The sequence below is a fragment of the Paraburkholderia flagellata genome (genome assembly GCF_021390645.1).
Classification (GTDB): domain Bacteria; phylum Pseudomonadota; class Gammaproteobacteria; order Burkholderiales; family Burkholderiaceae; genus Paraburkholderia; species Paraburkholderia flagellata.
Genome location: NZ_JAJEJT010000002.1, coordinates 1,253,242 through 1,268,315, shown reverse-complemented (window position 1 = coordinate 1,268,315; position 15,074 = coordinate 1,253,242). Strand labels below are relative to the sequence as shown.

The following is a 15,074-nucleotide window of genomic DNA, read 5'->3' as shown; positions in this document are numbered from 1 at the left end:
CCTGGCAACCGGCTCAATAGCCCCAACGGCCATTGTCGCGCCACTCGCGCTCGCGCCATTGTTGTTCGCGCCGTTCGTGTTCGCGCCATTGTTGTTCTCGCCATTCGTGATGGCGCCACTCACGCGCGCGCCAGTCATCGTCGCCGCGCCAGGCTACCGCGACCGGGGGAGGTGCATATACAGCAGGCGGCGGCGCGGCGTACACCGGTTGAGCCGGGACGTAGGCGGCGCCAGGCAGGTTGACCCCCAAGGCCACATCTACGTGCGCGAACGCCGCGCTCGACGCTGCCAGTGCGGCCGCGCCCAGTACCACGCCGAGAATCGTTCTCTTCATTTCCCTACTCCTCCGCACGGGTCGTGCGTTTCTGGTGAGCACGGTTCGGAGTGTAGGCGGCGGGCTCGGACACAGGTGCAACGGCGTTGCGAGATTCGTAACGGTGCGTTAAGTGGCGCCACGAGGACGAAAAGTCTACCGGACGAGGAATCCGTAAGTCAGCGGATCGCGTTCGTCCACGATCCAGGTCGCGAAGCCGCAAACAAACGCGTTGCCTTCGACTTCCGGGATCACTGCCTTGAAGTCGCCGACTGTCGTCTCGCTGAGCACGCGTCCTTTGAAAACAGTGCCGATGATGGACTCATTCACAAGGGTCTCGTCTTTGCCAAGTTCGCCTCGCAAGTACAACTGAGCGACGCGCCCACCGGTGCCGGAGCCGGTCGGTGAGCGGTCCACTTCGCGGTCAGCGAAGACGCAGCAATTGGCTTGCGTCGAACCTTCGTGTCGCGGTGCGTTGGCAATGATGGTTCCGTAAATATGATTGATTTCCGGGATCTCGGGATGCTCGACGGGGTACGCCTTGTTCGCGGCTTCCTTTACCTCGGCGCCGAACCGAATGAGTTCCTCGACCGACGACTCGCGCACGGCGAGCCCGTGCGGCTGACCGTCGGCATAGAAGTAGAACGCGCCGCCGAAAGCAATATCGCCCTTCACCGTGCCAAAGGTCGGCGTCTCGACAGTTACGTCGCGCTTCCAGATGAACGACGGGACGTTCACGAATCGCACGTTGCCGGCGTGTTCGCCATCCCACTGAACGAACGCTTCGATGAAGCCACAGGGCGCGTCGATGCCAACACGCGTTTCCGGCACCTGGCGTTGAACCCAGCCAAGTTCGACCGCTGCGGTGGCGAGCGCGATAACGCCGTGTCCGCAGTGGTCGCTATAGCCCTCGTTGTGAAGGAAGATGATGCCGAAGTCGGCAGTTGTGCTAACCGGTTCGGTCAGATAGCCGCCGTACATGTCGGCGTGACCACGCGGTTCGAACATCAAGGCGGTACGGATTTCGTCGGCGTTTTCCTTTAGCCACGCGCGGCGCTTCACAATCGTGTCGCCGGGGAGGCGAGGCAATCCGCTCGTGACGATACGGAAGGCTTCGCCGCCGGTATGGACCTCGACGGTCGAAATGGTACGAGTCGTTTTCATGATGTTTTTACGCTATTGAGTCACTGACCGTACGGCACCGGCAGGCCGTCCTTGATGATGTAGACGGTCGTAGGCGCGCCTAAGAGATCGCCGTTTGCATCGAAGGAATAAGTGCCTGCGACGCCCTTATAGTTGGTCTTCGCCAATTGGGCGACAAGCTTTGCCTTGTCAGTGGTGGTTCCAGCCTTGACCATCGCATCGGCGAGCAGTTTTACGCCGTCGTAGTAGTTGACGGCATAGACCTGCGTATCCGTGTGGTAGGTGTCCTTGTACTTCTTCAGGAAGTCGCGGCCGGCCGCAGTCTTGTCCAGCGCGACGCCACCCTGCGCGCAATACACGATAGACGCGGCTTCACCCGCAACCTTGCCCATATCGGCCGAGCAGATGCCATCGCCACCCAGCAACTTCGCACGCAGTCCGCGCGCGCGCATCTGCTTGGCCATCGGCGCACCCTGAGCCGCGTATCCGCCAAAGAAGATGACGTCCGGATTCTTCGCCTTGATGGTGGTGAGAATGCCGAGGAAGTCAGTCGCCGCCGAGTTGGTGAACTCCTGGTCGACAATCTGGATGCCGTTGGCTTTCGCCTCTTTCACGAACTGCTCCGCCACACCTTGCCCATACGCGGTGCGATCGTCGATGACCGCTGCGGTCTTCGCCTTCAAGGTCTTCGCAGCGAACTGGCCCATCGTCCCGCCCAGCTGCTCATCGCTTGCGCCGATCCGGAAGATGGTCTTGAAGCCTTGTTTCGTCAGCGCGGGGTTCGAGGCGACCGGCAGAATCGGAACGCCGGCGGCGTTATAGACACGCGATGCCGGAATCGCCACGCCGGAGTTGTACGGGCCCATGACGGCAACCACGCCGCTGTCGACAAGCTTTTGAGCGACCTGCACCCCGACCTTCGGGTCCGCCTGGTCGTCTTCCGAATCCAGTTTGAACGTCACCTTCTTGCCATCGACCGTCACGCCGCTCTTGTTCAGTTCGTCGATGGCGAGGCGCGCGCCATTCTCGTTGTCCTTGCCGTTCGGCGCCTGCGGGCCCGTAAGCGGCGATGAGTGGCCGATGGTGACGACAGTTTGAGCATGGGCGATGAGGCAGGAGCCGGCGGCCGTCAGGGCGGCCAGGGTTGTAGCGATGCGGCGCATGATGTCTCCAGATTTGTTGGACTTGCAGGCGAAAGCGAACTTGACCGGCCGCTGTGACGGCGCAGCGCCATCACGAACGACGTTTGGCGCAGGGCATAGCGAGCGAGCCGGCATGCCGCCAGGTCCCACGCTGCATAGCCTACGCTTCTGAAGAAAACGAGTTTCGTTGTCCTGAAGTGGTTCGGATATCAAAAAGCGGGTGCCGTTGGCCAGGTCGTTTTCCGGCTCCGGTTCGCCCAATTTCCTGAAATCAGTGTGGAACGAATCTATACCACTGGTGGCTGAATGGCAAGCCAATATCCGCCGATTCTATGGTTAATCCTGAGTCGTTGGAGGAGGTTTCCGCGAAAGTGGTATATTTAAGAACCACGTCGCCGCGCACTGAGAATCCGCCATGGCATCCGCTCGCTTTGAGCTTGAAGGCCGCTTTCGGCCACTGCAGATTTACGAACAGGTGTCGGAGAAGATCCGCGCCGAAATCCGAAGCGGCCGCTTTCTGCCGGATGCCCGGCTGCCGTCGGAGCGCGAACTTGCCACGCTTTTTGGCGTTGGTCGGCCTGCCGTGCGAGAAGCGATCGGGCAATTGCAAAACGAAGGCCTGGTTGTCACGAAGCGCAACTCCGGCTCTTACATCGCTTCGGCGGCCCAACAAATTCTTGCCTCGGCGCCGAGCGTAGAAACCGCGACCGGTGGATCGACGTCGGACTTCAGCCCGTCGGCCACGCTCGATGTGCGCTTGATTCTCGAGCCTGCAATCGCGAGGCGAGCGGCCGCACGCAAACAGCGGGACCGGCTGGCCGAGCACTATCTGGACCAGATGGAGACGTTGACGGACGTGGCGACGCCCGAGGAGCGAGCGCTGTGGAACAACAGCGACAGGCTTTTTCATCGTCAACTGGCGGTGATGACGGGTGATGTGCTGCTCGCGAAACTTGCGGAAGAGATCGCATCGACCATGGACCAGTCGCTGTGGAAGCGGCTTAAGGACGACGGGATTTACGACCCGGCTCGCATTCGACTGTACGTCGCGGAGCATCGGCTGATTTACGAAGCCATTGTCTGCGGAGACGCCGACGCCGCGGCGTTCTACGTCGAGCAGCATATCCATCGGGTGCAAAGAGATATCACGCCGCAGTAAGTGCTTTTTTCGTTGCACTGGGCCGCGTCATCGAAACGACATCTACGCAACATACACCGTTCACTGTATCAACAAACTGTTGGTCGAAACTGGAAGTTTCGGCCAACAGAGAAGAGGTGAACGATGTCGACGAAGATACGCAGTTATCTCTCCCCCACGTTGGTTTTGCTCGCATTCGACTGGCCAGAAGGTGCGACACGCGCCGACTTCCTGGGTTTCGCCGTCGAGCGAGCCCCGGGTTTCACGAGTCCAGACGGGCAATCCGATGAGGCAAGCAACTGGCTCCCCAATCGAATCACGTTCAAAGGGCCCGTGCCGGACGGAAAGCCTGATGCGCCTTCGAACACTGCGCCGATTCAAAAATTCATGTGGTGGGACGCGCGCATCGAGGAAGCCGACAGAGGCAAGCAGTTCAAATACACCGTCTATCCGGTAGTCGGTACGCCGGACAATCTGAATCTGCTGAACGCGGAGGCGGGTTCGTGTGAGGTCACGCTTCCGGCGCATATCGAAGACGGCGTGGGTACGTGGTTCAACCGTGCGGTGGTGAGTTCACAGGCTTTTGCACGACAAATCAAGGCCTTGGGAATCAATCCGCATACCGTGCCGCCGCCCGCAGAAGCGCTTCAACTTCGAACGTGGCTCGCCAATGATATGCAGCTTGTGTTCAAGGAAATATTCCTGGATTCGTCGCACGCAGCAGCAGCGGTCTATCACCTGACTGACTCGCTTTGGGCGATACCGGCATTCAAGGATTTTGGAACGGCCCACGGAAAAGGGAGCGTTGCCGTCGTCTACGATTCGCACCTGGTTCGCGAAAAAGGCAAACCTTCCGCGCCATCACCCAATCAAGCCGCGGTCGATGCACTGAGCAGCGTCGTGACTTTTTGCCCACGTGACAAGACTCATATCATGCACGACAAGCTCGTCGTGACGGACAGGGGCGATAGACAAGGCAACCCGGCATTCGTCCTTGCAGGTTCTGCGAATTTCACAACGGAAGGCATCACGGAACAGGCTAACGTGCTTCACCTGTTTGATTCGGCTGACCTCGCGAAACTGTACGACGACAGAACGAAAGCCATCGCCAGCAATCCGTCCATCGGCCAGACCGCCGAACTCACGAATGGCTGGTCGGATGCCGTGACTGTGGGAAGCGCTGCCGTGCGCGTTTGCTTCTCACCGGAGACGAAAACCAGACGTACCCAGATCGACTCCATCGTGGAAGCGATCGGCAAGGCGCAGCATTCCGTTCTGTTCTGCCTCTTCATGCCGACAGATGAACCGCTTCGCGACGCCTGTTTTGCTGCTGGCGACAAGGGGCGAATGATGTTCGGCCTCGTTAACAATATCAGTGAGAAGTCCGCTGAGAATGCGCAAGAGGCGCAAAAGGCGGGAGAGGTGGTGAATACGACGGCTCTGGCAAACCTCGCGCTCTATCATCGAAGCAAGGAAAACCGCGACGTGATCGACGCATCGTACTTCTCCCCGGCGACCGTGCCCGAAGGATTCGAGCCCGAACTCCAGCTTTTTCCTGGCGAAGTCGCGCCGGGTTACGCACCGGTCATCATCCACCATAAGTTCATTGTCATCGACGCAGAGGGAGACAATCCGATTGTCTACACGGGCTCGGCAAATATGAGCAACAACTCTGAGCATTTCAACGACGAGAACCTGCTCGAAATAAAGGACACGCGCATTGCCGCCATTTACCTCGCCGAGTTCATGCGGCTATACGAGCACTATCGGGCTCGCGCCGTTGGCATTGATGAGCAGCAGCATAGAACCGTTCAACGTCTGATGCTGCAACCTGACCGCAAGTGGGCGGACAAATATTACAAGGCGAATAGTCCGGAGGAGAAGGCGCGGATTGCATTGGCATCGGACCCGGCCAGCTGACGCAATCGCATCGGCACTGCGCACGCCTCGCACGCCGTGGGCGCGGCGCGATGTCATCCGCACATTCAGGACGCACGCTCGGTGTTGCCAGGGGCTCGCGCGAGACCGGCTTTAGCGAATCGGCGCTCGATGAGTTACCCTGCGCGGGAGTCCTTTATCAAGTTCCCCGCCTGCCGGGGGTGGAGCGCGGTCTGCCGCGACATGTGGAGTAACGAAATGAGTGCGAGTGCACCGGAAGAATGTGTGAAGGTCACTACTGAAATCATTGAAGATCGCATTGCAAAGGTGGTTTTTCGCAACGCTTCCAGGCACCATGCCTTGAATGCGGAATTACTGGGCGCGTTGCAGGATCAACTGACGGTCCTTGCATCGAATGGCGTGCCAGTTGTGATATTGACGAGTGGGGTGGGCGAGAAGGTCTGGAGCGCGGGCCACGACCTCGGTGAACTCGAGGCGGACCACGACCCGATCGCCTGGGGTAAGCCACTGGAGCGCGTTCTACGGAAGGTGCGAGCCTATCCCGGCGTCGTGATCGCAATGGTGTCGGGCTCCGTATGGGGTGGGGCGGTCGACCTGGTGATGAGCTGCGACCTCGTCGTGGCCGACACGACGGTCCGATTTGCCATGACGCCAGCGAATATCGGTCTTCCCTACAGCACGAGCGGTCTGCTCCGATTCATCAACAGCCTGCCGATCCATATCCTGAAGGAGATGTTTTTTTGCGCACGACCGCTTGAGGCCCATGAAGCCGAGCGCCACGGCGTGCTCAATCGCCTGGTTCAGCCAGCCGACGTCGAGGCCGTTGCGCTGGAGATGGCCAAGGGTATTGCGACCAAAGCGCCGTTGGCAATTTCTGTGGTCAAAGAGCAATTGCGCATTCTCGAAGACGTCGTGCCGGTGCCAGTCGAAGCGATGGAAAGAATCGCGGAGCTTCGCAGGATAGCGTGCGCTGGCGACGATATGAGGGAAGGGCTGGAAGCATTCGCGCAGCAACGCTCACCCGAGTTTCGCGGTCGATGAATCCAGTGTGGGCGCACGCGTGGTATCGTGCAATGCGTTTCGTAGCAAGAATGCATTTTCAACGTGAAACGCATGCGCCACTACTGACCATCCTGCAAAAAGAATGTTCACGCCTCACTTTTCGACGTGCGACCTGCCTGCCGGCAATCAGAAACATCCCCGTGATCTTCTCAAGACCATCGTCGCAGCATCGCTTGTGACCGGCCTCGAAATGTTCGATTTCACCGTATTCGGATTCTTCGCGGTGATGATCGGAGACCGCTTCTTCCCGGCGAACGATCCGATGACGTCACTATTGTGGGCGGTCGGCACGTTCGGCGTCGGCTTTTTCATGAGGCCTGTTGGCGCGATGGTCATTGGCGCTTACGCGGACCGTGTGGGACGCCGTGCAGCGATGGCGCGGACCAGCTGGATGATGGCGCTGGGAACCGCCACGCTCGCTCTGTGCCCGTCGTTTGCCAGCATCGGCGTGATTGCGCCGCTCATCATCATTGCCGGCCGGTCGTTGCAGGGCTTTGCCGTTGGCGGCGACATCGGCGTTGCCGCTGCATTCGTGCTGGAGGCGGGGCCCGAGTCGCGCCGTGGCTATCTGGTCAGCTGGCAGCTCGCGAGCCAGGGGGCGGCCGCGTTGCTGGGCGCATCCCTGGGGCTGCTAATCACCAGCACGGTGTCGCCGGCAGCGCTTGCATCGTGGGGCTGGCGAATCCCGTTCCTGATCGGTCTCTTGATCGCGCCAGTCGGCCTCTATGTTCGTCTTCGGCTTCGCGACGATCCGATTTTCACCAGCACCGCCAGACATGCCGGCACACCGCTTACCGAACTGTGTCGCGAACACGGGCCGACGATCCTGCTGGCGATGCTGATGATAATGGGGCAAAGCATACCGGTTTACGCGGTTGTCTACTTCATGCCGAGCTATGCGACTCGTGTGATGCACATGCCCGCCGTGACCGGATTTATGGCTTCCGCGCTGTCTGCTCTGCTACTGGTCGTCATTCCGCCGCTGGCTGGCCGTCTCATGGACCGACTGCGTCGCCGCAAGCCGTTGGCACTTGTGGCCTCAGGATGCTCAGCGCTGCTGGTCTATCCCGTCTTTCTGATGTTCTCCCGTGCGACGAGCGCAGCGCCAATCCTGTGCGGCGTCGCGCTCTTCAGCATCATGATGGCATTCAGCGCCGTAGCGGTCACCCTGCTTGTGCTCGAAGCACTGCCCGCGAGGGTGCGCGCGAGCGGCATGGCCGTTTCGCATGCGTTGAGCGTTGCATTGTTCGGCAGCACCGCTCAGTTCATCGTGACCGGTTTGATCAAATGGACCGGCGATCCCCTCTCTGCGGCCTGGTATGTCGCGCCCGCGTGTGGCGTAAGCTTCTGCGCGGTGATGCTTTTCAAGGAACGGCGCATCGAACCATGAACTTGCCGCACGCATTGACACCTGTCACCGCGACTGAAGCCTGCTGCTAGCTAGCGCCCGAAAATCCTGTGGCGCCATGTCGTAGGCACGCCGGAAGGCGCGCGTGAAATCAGAGGCGCTTTTGAAGCCGAGTCCGTACGCAATCTCGATCACCGTGACGTGCGAATACCGCACCAGTTCATCGGCCGCGCGGCGTAGCCTCAGGTGTCGGATATAAGCGCCAAGGCCGCCTTCGTGCTGGAACAGACGATATAGGGTTGGGCGGGGAAGTCCCAGCGCATTGAGCACGTTTTCGGGCGAAAGGTTGCTTTCAGTCAGATGCGCCTGAATATAGCGCCGTACCTGAGCGAACATCGCCGCCCGGGCTGCCGCGCGAGTGTCGCCGCTCAGGCCCGCTTGCCTTCCAAATGCTGTGACAAGTAACTCCGCCGCGGCGCGTATTGCGCCGTCCGCCTCTGCGGCGCTCATGGTTGCGATTCTCCCACCGAGCGTCGCAACGTGGTCGATGATCAGTGGCACAAGCGGCATCGAAGCGTGGAGCATGCGGCCGTGGATGGCCTCGGGATCAGGAAAGACTTTTTGCACCAACTCGCCCGGCACGAAAAACGTGAGTACCCTGCATGCCAGGCGTTGCATTCGAACAGGTTGGTTCATATCGAGTGCAAGGATACTGGCGGGCAAGGGTCCGCTGTCGCGCTGCGAGGCGCGCACGGAGACGTTCTCGACACCGCCCTTCAGAAACACATGAAAGACGAAATCGCGTACCTGGTCTGTCGAAATCCGCGCCTGCGAGCGCTCGAGCATCATCAGATCCGACCGGCAATCCGTAAATACAAGGTCGCCCACCTGAAAGCGGTCAATTGAAGCCTGAAAGGGCTTCTCCAGGTCGGATCGCGAGGGCACCACGTCAATAATATGACCCACCCGATCCCGCCAGGCGAGCAAGCGACGTTCTGGCGGTTCGCCCAGCACGCTGAAGTGATTGCGGGCAATGCCGTGTTCAAGTGGACGGATGATGTCGACTGTGGGTGCGCGGGAGCTCATGCGAAGAAGTCTTTACTGAAATGTGCCTGAAAGTCTTCTGGAATAGACGCCTTGAGAATCTAACCGAAAATCTGCCCGTAGTGAATTTTTCGAAAAAGGCCTGTTTCGGATCGATCGAACGTCAGCGATCGAAAGGCAACTCGCCCTGCGTTGGCACCGGGGCAGTCGCCGTACCCGTAGTGCGCTCGAGAGAGCCAATGCGTACGCCCAGGAGACGGATCCTTCGATCCAGTGACACGCGCTTCAGGCATTCGCCGACGGCTCGCCGGATAGCCACTGCATCCGCCACCGGTTCCGGGAGCGAGAGGTCGCGAGTGACGATCTTGAAGTCGGCGAACTTGATTTTCAGGCCTACCGTTCGGCCGCGGTAACCTTTGCGCTGAAGATCCTCGGTGACCCGTTCGCAAAGACGCGTCAGCGCCGGCGTCAGGATCGCGCGATCGCGAACGACATGCATATCACGCTCGAACGTCGTTTCCCGGCTCATGGACTTTGGCTCGGAGGAAACCACGACGGCGCGGTCGTCGAGGCCTCGCGCGATTCTGGCCAGCCAGGCGGCGTACGTACGCCCGAAGTGCTCCTGCAATAGCCCGAGATCCGCCGAGGCCAACTCACCGACCGTTCCAATCCCGATGCTCGCCAGACGGTCGCTTGCACGCGGGCCGATTCCATTCACTCTCTTTGCCGGGAGCGGCCAGATGCGCGACTCGAGGTCGTCCATCGCGAGTATTGTGAGACCGTTCGGCTTGTCCAGCTCCGAACCGATTTTTGCGAGCAGCTTGTTCGGTGCGATGGCGATAGAGCAAGTGAGGCCGGTCGCCTCGTGCACTGCGGTCTTGATTCGGTTCCCGAGTTCGCGCGAGTCGCCGTCAATGTCCGTGAGGTCGATGTAAATCTCGTCGATGCCACGGTCTTCGATTTGGTCCGTGAACGTGCGCACCGCCTCTTTGAATTGGCGCGAATAGCGCCGGTACGAATCAAAGTCGGTAGGCAGGAGAATGGCGTCGGGCGCCAGTTGTGCGGCCTTCATCATCCCCATCGCGGAGAAAACGCCGAGGGCGCGTGCTTCGTAGGTCGAAGTCGTGACTACACCGCGGCCCACATAGTCGCGGAGTCGCGCAAAGCGGCGCGTGCCGTCGGGCAGGACTTCTGGCGCCGCATTACGTCCGCCGCCGATCACGACGGGTTTGCCGCGCAATTCGGGGTAGCGCAGCAGTTCGACGGACGCGTAAAAAGCGTCCATGTCGAGATGCGCAATGCGGCGTGGCCAGTGGCTTGTCACGTTAAAACTATTGTGGAATCGCCCGGAGGGGCCTTGAGCGTTTGCGCCGGAACGCAGTGCCCGCACGAATGTTCATCTGTTTTTCCAGTCGAGGCTCGACGGTTGGAAACGCGTCAAGCCGTGTACTGACGTAACTCAAGATACTGTATGTTTGCACAGTATTCTATCGCATGCTCTCGGCGGCACCGCTAATTTCTTTCAGTGGGAAAAGTTCGGAGTTGTGTCGTGCCGACGGGGGATTTCTATGAACAATTCGCGGACGCACCCGATTTCGGATAGCGCATAGGAACAGGATGGGCGAATTGGAGGGGCGAAGAACGCCAGTCAGGAGTGTGTCTTTTATTGTTGCTCAGCTATCGGCGCAGGCGAGCTAGAAAGACTAGAGAGCGAGAAAGTAATTCACGATTAGTCCCGGTCCAACCGGACTTGCTCCATGGACCGCGAAATTCCCAAAGTCGTTTGCTGCTGCGCTATCCGTTGGTATCCACCCAGGCGCGTGCCCACGCGAGCCCTGCCTCTTGCGCAGCGTCCTCAGTATTAAACAAATCCAGAACGCCTGAAGCGTCGATGAGTTTGTTGTCCCGTGTCACGGTTCCGCTTCCGGCATAGCGCTCAGGCGTGAGGATCTCCGCCTGCTGCGCGATAGCGTGACCCCACAAAACGTATCCCTTATATGTCTCTCTTTCCATATATTGTCCAGACGCGGGTGTCGTACCCAATTCACTCACCAGCCTGATTTGAACGCCGTATTGGGAGCCGGTCAGAAATAGACAGTAATGTTTCTCACAGCCGAACGCAAAGTAAATCGACATCAAATGTTGTATTCGTCGTCCGATGTGGCATAGTGGGAAAAACTATCTTATCAAAGGAAAAACTACGAATGGCTACGCTCCAATCAATTCAGGCACGAATCGCAAAGCTACAGGCTCAAGCAGAATCGTTGGCGACGACGAAGTCGACGGTGGTGCTCGAAAAGATTCGCGGCTTGATGGACAAACATGCCGTGACTGTCGCCGATATTGAAGCATTCGTCGGCAAGCGGCGCGGCCGCAAACCGGGAACGACCGTTGCGGCGAAGCAGGGCTCGTCGGCTGCGAAGTATCTCGATCCCAAAACCGGCGCGACCTGGACCGGCCATGGTCGTGCTCCCGCGTGGATTGCAAATGCAAAGGACCGAAGCAAGTTCCTGATTGCAGGCGGGGCGCCGAAATCGGTTGCTGCTGTGAAAACGCCTAAGGCAGGTAACTACGTGCGTGGACCGCAGCCGCCGAAATATCGTGACCCGAAAACCGGCGCGACGTGGTCCGGTCGTGGCACCGCACCGGCATGGCTCGCTGGCGCGAAGGACCGGTCGAAGTTTTTGATTGAAAAGGCCGAACCCGTGGCGAAGCCGGCCAAGGCGCCGGCAGCGAAGAAGGCTGCTGCTAAAAAGAACACGGCAACCAGGAAAGTATCTGCGAAGGCGGCAGCGCCGGCACGCAAGGCTGCTGCGAAGAAGAACGGTGCGGTAGCCAAGTCACCTGTCGCGCGAAAAGTCCGTGCGCCGAAGCTCATGGTGAAGTCGGCGGCGCCTGTCGAAGTTGCCGCGCCGCAGTCGGCTACGGAAGTTGCGAGCGCGGCCGCCGCAGCCTAAGTGACACACACCGGGCTGCGCAAGCCTCCTTCCAGCCCGGTTTAGCGCTCGATAGTCGTAGCGGGGACCGCTTGAACACATGCACGGTTGCTGGCATTGATGTGGGCGGTGACAAGAAGGGCTGCCATCTGGTCATTCTGGAAGGCAGTCGAGCTTTCCGGCCTCCGGATACGAAAACTCCGCAGCAGATGCTGCAAGCGTGCCTTCAGTACGGCGTTCAGGCCGTTGGGATAGACGCTCCTTGCCAATGGGGCGTTGAAGGCACAGGGCGACTTGCAGAAAGGGAGCTTGCCCGTCAACGCATCTTTTCCTTTGCCACGCCGACTCGAAAGCGGGCAGATGAGAATCCGAGTCGCTTCTACCGGTGGATGTTCAACGGAGAGCAGATTTACCAAGTCTTTTCCTCCGTTTATCCGCTGCTGACATCTCGCGATTTCCAGGGCGGGCGAGTGAGCCTCGAAACGTTTCCCCATGCCGTGACCTGTGCGCTCCGCGGCAAGGAAGGAACGTCCGCGAAGGAGAAGCGCCGGCAACGACCGAAAGTACTCGAAGACGCAAACGTCGATGCTTCAGACCTGAAATCGATCGACGACTTCGATGCCGCGCTGTGCGCGCTGACCGCGAGATACCTGATCGAAGGGCAGACGCATGCGTACGGTGACGTGGAAGGTGGCTACATTTATGTCCCGATTCCGATTCCCTTAAGCACGTGACTCCAATGTATGCGGCGTGTGCACGCCTTGCAGCGAATCCGTGACGCCGGTGCCTTGGCACTCGAAGAAGCGTCCCGCGCCATGCAAAACTGATGTGTCACCCCCTCTCTGTTGCTTGATCATCGCTCGGGTCTACGCGTGCACACTCGGGATCAACCGTTGGACTTCACGGGTTTGTGTCGGTCATCGCGGACAAGCTCAGGGCTGAAGCATGGTTGCCCGAAGGGAATAATTGAATTGCCACGGGTCCCGATGTTTTCGCGTCGAAACGCGTCCAGAATCTGATGCATCCCGACCGCCGCAAACAACCCTTCACGGACGAGCGTCGCTTCGTTCGCAGGACGGCTCCTTTCGAGGTTCGAAGGCCGTTTAACCTGCCGGCTCGGAGCCTGATCGGTCTGGTCGGCGGTTCCCGCTTTTCGAAAGAGGTTTTCTTCAACGGATGCTTTCGACAAGCCATGGATTCGAACGTAACGTTCAGGGGCGATGTTCCATACCCTGGTTAATCGCCAACGGAGCAAGAAAATGGGCAAGTTCAGCAATTACGAGTACAGGAATCTTCCCGGGTTCGACATGCAGGCCTTCGAGGGCGCGAACCAGGCTATCCCGATGAAGACACTCGTGATCCACTGCTTTGACCCTCGGGCGGTGGAAATCCCACAGGCCGTCGCCGACTACTTTGGGGACGAGGTCTACCCGGGAGAAGTCATCACCGACGATAATGGCACCCGGGTTGGATCCACGCGGACACTGTTTGCCGCGACCAATGCGGGTGGGCGCGCCGTCTTCGCTCTGGCGTCCGTGGCGGCGATGGATTATCTATTCGATGTCAAAAAAGTCGTTGTCGTTCACCACTCGTTCTGCGGTACGACGACCCTGACGCCGGAGCTGATGGTCGAGGAGTTTCATGATCATCACCACGCCGATATCTCGACCCTGTTTGATCACGATAGCCTCGCCATCATGGATTTCGAGGAGTCGCTCAACTATGACATCAAGTTGCTTCGTTCGAGCCCGGCCGTGCCGAAGCACGTCGAACTCTATGGTTTCTTCTACGAGATCAGTTCCGGAAAATTGACTGAAGTGGTACGGGACATTCCTGAATAGATCGCGGTTTGCATGCATCAATGCGTCGGTGCGGCGCGGAGCTGCGTGGAGGCGCCAGCCGCGCTCAAGCCGTTGAGGCCTTAAGGATTGCAGATGTCTCATCGTACGGCCTGGTTTGCGGCACAGCTTCTGACGCAGGCGCGCGAGGCAGGCGTAACCGCGTTGCCCGAGCGCTTTCTCCTCGCGCGCAAGTTACGTCTCTTGTGACGCTGCAACAGACTCAGGGCATCGAACCAAGCGATTGCTGCAGGGATATCAGGTTCACCGGGACGACACGAATCAGGCCGCCGCGCGGACTATCGATATCCGCGATCAGCGACAGCGACAGCGCGACGGTAATCGGCAGTGCGAACAGCAAAACACGCCGGCCCGAGCTGCCACGCGAGCCATATCCCTGCATGAGATTGCTGAAGAATGCGATCGCCATCATCAATCCCCAGGCAGAAAGCGGAATGCGGTTGATCCACGCGGCCTGCGTATAGCCCTGCGTGTTGAGCACGTCGTTCATGCCGGCCACCGCGAGCGCCGAGATCGGCGTCGGACGCGCCAGGGCGGGGCCGCGCACGCTGGCCCACAACTGTCCCTGGAGACTGGACGTTTCGTTATTGATGGTTTCGAGGTCGTGAGTGTCGCGGGTCTTGTAGTAAGTAATGCGTAACGCGAGGTACTGCGCAAGCAGCGCCTTGATCTTCGGCGCATCGGCTTCACCGAGCAGGTCCGCGCGCAAATATTGCGTGCCGATCGCGTTGGCTTCTTCTTCCTCGTAGTTTTTGCGCTGGTCGTAGCGGCTCACGGCCATGGATAGCGTAAAGCCAATCAACAGCGCGAGCAGAGTGAGGGTGGCGCCCTGTATGACGTTGAAGTTGTCCCGTGCATTTTCCGCGAGCGGAAAATAGCGTTGCATGACGAGCGCGCCAAGCGCGGCGGCGACGCAAAGCAGCACGATCAACACGACAAACAAATAGACGGGGTGGTGAACCAGTAGTGCCATCGCAACTCCTCAAACGTTGTTGTGAAGTCAGGGGTCGGACCGTAATGATTTTAAGGCACGTGAGCGGCATTGGGCCCATCCGGTTAAGCAGAAAGGAAAAAATTACGGAGTCCGCGATTTGATTCGGCATCCCGGAACGCATCATCTCGGGCCTTGTCAGCAGCAATTGCCCCAAGGGGCAATGGAATTGCCCTTAATCCCTATGGCAGCGTTGCTT

The 15,074-nt window shown here is 59.3% G+C and carries 15 protein-coding genes; 7 read left to right on the top strand and 8 right to left on the bottom strand.

Annotated elements, in window-relative coordinates; translation table 11 throughout:
• Nucleotides 1-13: 13 nt before the first annotated feature.
• From L0U83_RS20045 to L0U83_RS20035, 3 genes are all read right to left on the bottom strand, one after another.
• Nucleotides 14-334, bottom strand: a complete 321-nt coding sequence (locus tag L0U83_RS20045) for a hypothetical protein (protein WP_233885702.1) — start codon at nt 332-334, stop codon at nt 14-16.
• A 135-nt stretch (nt 335-469) separates the two neighbouring features.
• On the bottom strand, nt 470-1,477 hold the full coding sequence (gene lhpH / locus L0U83_RS20040) for a trans-3-hydroxy-L-proline dehydratase (protein ID WP_233885700.1): 1,008 nt from the start codon (nt 1,475-1,477) through the stop codon (nt 470-472).
• Between the two features lie 20 nt (nt 1,478-1,497).
• Nucleotides 1,498-2,619 (bottom strand): branched-chain amino acid ABC transporter substrate-binding protein, encoded by a 1,122-nt coding sequence (locus L0U83_RS20035; protein ID WP_233885699.1) that lies wholly within the window; start codon nt 2,617-2,619, stop codon nt 1,498-1,500.
• Nucleotides 2,620-3,013: 394 nt separating this feature from the next.
• Here L0U83_RS20035 and L0U83_RS20030 point away from each other — a divergent pair, with 394 nt between their 5' ends.
• The 4 genes from L0U83_RS20030 to L0U83_RS20015 all read left to right on the top strand — a co-directional run bounded on the left by L0U83_RS20030 (nt 3,014) and on the right by L0U83_RS20015 (nt 8,087).
• A complete protein-coding gene (locus L0U83_RS20030) occupies nt 3,014-3,757 on the top strand; it encodes a FadR/GntR family transcriptional regulator (RefSeq protein WP_233885698.1) in 744 nt (247 codons plus the stop codon).
• Nucleotides 3,758-3,880: 123 nt separating this feature from the next.
• Complete coding sequence (locus L0U83_RS20025; protein WP_233885697.1) at nt 3,881-5,656, top strand: phospholipase D-like domain-containing protein; 1,776 nt, start codon at nt 3,881-3,883, stop codon at nt 5,654-5,656.
• Nucleotides 5,657-5,872: 216 nt separating this feature from the next.
• A complete protein-coding gene (gene scpB / locus L0U83_RS20020) occupies nt 5,873-6,676 on the top strand; it encodes a methylmalonyl-CoA decarboxylase (protein WP_233885696.1) in 804 nt (267 codons plus the stop codon).
• A gap of 103 nt (nt 6,677-6,779) precedes the next feature.
• Complete coding sequence (locus tag L0U83_RS20015) at nt 6,780-8,087, top strand: MFS transporter (protein WP_233885695.1); 1,308 nt, start codon at nt 6,780-6,782, stop codon at nt 8,085-8,087.
• A gap of 24 nt (nt 8,088-8,111) precedes the next feature.
• Here the strand turns inward: L0U83_RS20015 and L0U83_RS20010 are convergent, their stop codons facing one another.
• The 3 genes from L0U83_RS20010 to L0U83_RS20000 form a co-directional block, all read right to left on the bottom strand.
• Complete coding sequence (locus L0U83_RS20010; protein ID WP_233885694.1) at nt 8,112-9,131, bottom strand: helix-turn-helix domain-containing protein; 1,020 nt, start codon at nt 9,129-9,131, stop codon at nt 8,112-8,114.
• Between the two features lie 121 nt (nt 9,132-9,252).
• Nucleotides 9,253-10,413 carry a DNA polymerase IV gene (gene dinB, locus L0U83_RS20005; RefSeq protein WP_308445063.1) on the bottom strand — a complete coding sequence of 387 codons (1,161 nt, stop codon included), beginning with the start codon at nt 10,411-10,413 and terminating at the stop codon, nt 9,253-9,255.
• 470 nt (nt 10,414-10,883) lie between these two features.
• Nucleotides 10,884-11,102, bottom strand: a complete 219-nt coding sequence (locus L0U83_RS20000) for a hypothetical protein (RefSeq protein WP_233886577.1) — start codon at nt 11,100-11,102, stop codon at nt 10,884-10,886.
• Between the two features lie 191 nt (nt 11,103-11,293).
• Between L0U83_RS20000 and L0U83_RS19995 the strand changes: the two genes are divergently transcribed.
• Both L0U83_RS19995 and L0U83_RS19990 read left to right on the top strand, forming a co-directional pair.
• Nucleotides 11,294-12,046, top strand: a complete 753-nt coding sequence (locus tag L0U83_RS19995; RefSeq protein WP_233886576.1) for an H-NS family nucleoid-associated regulatory protein — start codon at nt 11,294-11,296, stop codon at nt 12,044-12,046.
• Nucleotides 12,047-12,117: 71 nt separating this feature from the next.
• Complete coding sequence (locus L0U83_RS19990) at nt 12,118-12,759, top strand: DUF429 domain-containing protein (protein ID WP_233885693.1); 642 nt, start codon at nt 12,118-12,120, stop codon at nt 12,757-12,759.
• Between the two features lie 152 nt (nt 12,760-12,911).
• Here L0U83_RS19990 and L0U83_RS19985 read toward each other — a convergent pair whose 3' ends face one another.
• Nucleotides 12,912-13,214 (bottom strand): hypothetical protein, encoded by a 303-nt coding sequence (locus L0U83_RS19985; RefSeq protein ID WP_233885691.1) that lies wholly within the window; start codon nt 13,212-13,214, stop codon nt 12,912-12,914.
• 70 nt (nt 13,215-13,284) lie between these two features.
• Here L0U83_RS19985 and L0U83_RS19980 point away from each other — a divergent pair, with 70 nt between their 5' ends.
• Complete coding sequence (locus L0U83_RS19980; protein WP_233885690.1) at nt 13,285-13,866, top strand: carbonic anhydrase; 582 nt, start codon at nt 13,285-13,287, stop codon at nt 13,864-13,866.
• 220 nt (nt 13,867-14,086) lie between these two features.
• On the opposite strand, the gene L0U83_RS19975 is transcribed toward L0U83_RS19980, so the two are convergent.
• Nucleotides 14,087-14,857 carry a bestrophin-like domain gene (locus L0U83_RS19975; protein WP_233885689.1) on the bottom strand — a complete coding sequence of 257 codons (771 nt, stop codon included), beginning with the start codon at nt 14,855-14,857 and terminating at the stop codon, nt 14,087-14,089.
• Between the last annotated feature and the right edge of the window lie 217 nt (nt 14,858-15,074).